Source organism: Promicromonospora kroppenstedtii DSM 19349, from assembly GCF_000515355.1.
Lineage (GTDB): Bacteria > Actinomycetota > Actinomycetes > Actinomycetales > Cellulomonadaceae > Promicromonospora > Promicromonospora kroppenstedtii.
Genome location: NZ_KI911577.1, coordinates 20,384 through 21,889, shown reverse-complemented (window position 1 = coordinate 21,889; position 1,506 = coordinate 20,384). Strand labels below are relative to the sequence as shown.

The following is a 1,506-nucleotide window of genomic DNA, read 5'->3' as shown; positions in this document are numbered from 1 at the left end:
GGTGACCATCGAGGCGTTCCGTGACACGGACCTCAACGCCAACGCCGTGAAGTACATCGACGACGGCAAGCCGACCGCCTGACCTGTCGCGCAAGGCCCCTCGCGCGCCTCTAGCTACCCCTCCCGGAGCCCCCGCTAGGCCCGCTCCGGGAGGGGCTCTTCTTTGCTCCACCCCTGGGCCTAGCACCACCACGAACGAAAGGGCCTAGCAGCCATGAGCGACACCACCAAGACCGCCGACCTGTTCTCCTTCGACCACAACGGCGAGACCTACACCTTCGAGAAGTCCCTCTCCGTCGTCCGCTCGCCGAAGTGGCTCCGTGCCAACCGCCGGCGCGACGGGCTCGACCTCACCTTCACGATCCTGGAGGAGGTCGCCGGCGCGGACGTCGTCGAGGTCATCGACGAGATGACCTCCGAGGAGTTCCAGGCGTTCGGCAAGAAGCTCATGCGGGAGCTGAGCGCCGCGTTTCAGTGACCGCGTGATCCGGGCGGTGTACGGCTCGGCTTCGCCGACCTGCACGCCCTCCTGGAGACGCTCGACGACGACGAGCACCGAGAGGCGATCGAGGCCGACCTCATCGCCCTCGGGCTCCGTCTTCGTCACGCGGGGCACCGACGCCCTTGCCTGGCACGAGCTCTACGCCGTGATCCGGCACTCCCCCGCACCTCGGCCTTCTACCGGGCGACGCACCCCGACGACCACGAGTGGTCGCTCGACGCGCTCCTCCTGGCCGAGGTCGCTGACGCCCTGAGGGTCGCGAACTGGCAGCGCGGCGGAGGCCGGCGTCACGAGTACCCCAAGCCCATTCCCCGCCCCGGCGTCGAGCCGGAGAGCACCACCTACGGCAAGGGCGCTGTCTCCATCGACGAGATGGAGGCGTGGCTCGCCGGGACCATGTGACGGAGGCCGACGTGGCCGTTGAGCTAGCCGTTGCCTACCTCCCGATCCTGCCGGAGACCAGCAAGATCGCCCCGGGCGTGAAGCAAGCGCTCGGGGCGAGCGAGAACGAAGCCGACCGGTCCGGTAAGCGGGCCGGTCGGCGGTTCGGCAAGAGGTTCGGCGAGGGCATGGATGGCCTCGGGGGCCCGCGCTGGCCGTCGTCGCCGGGATCGGCGGCATCGTCGCGTCGTCGGTCAACCTGGAGAAGAAGTTCTCCCAGACGATGAACGTCACGGCTGCCACCCTGGGCGCGCCGCAGAAGGAAATGGCGAAGCTGAACAAGCTCGCCTCGACCTGGGCGCATCGACGTCGTTCTCGGCTAACGAGGCCGCCGACGCCATGCAGGAGCTCGCCAAGGGCGGCCTGAGCGCCGCCACGATCCAGGCCGGCGCACTGGAGGGCACACTCCAGCTCGCCGCCGCAGGCGGTACGACGCTCGCGTCGGCTGCCGAGATCGCCTCGAACGCGCTGAACACGTCCAAGCTCTCCGGCGATCAGATGAACGTCGTATCCGCCGCCCTCGCCGGCGGCGCGAACGCCTCGACCGCGTCCGTCGAGTCCCT

General features: G+C 69.3%; 2 protein-coding genes. Both read left to right on the top strand.

Features of this window, described 5'->3' with window-relative positions; translation table 11 throughout:
* Window positions 1-214 precede the first annotated feature (214 nt).
* Window positions 215-478 (top strand): hypothetical protein, encoded by a 264-nt coding sequence (locus PROKR_RS01660; RefSeq protein WP_036959133.1) that lies wholly within the window; start codon window positions 215-217, stop codon window positions 476-478.
* Window positions 479-1,282: 804 nt separating this feature from the next.
* Window positions 1,283-1,506: phage tail tape measure protein (locus tag PROKR_RS37165; RefSeq protein ID WP_036959132.1), on the top strand; the 224-nt coding region annotated here is incomplete at its 3' end.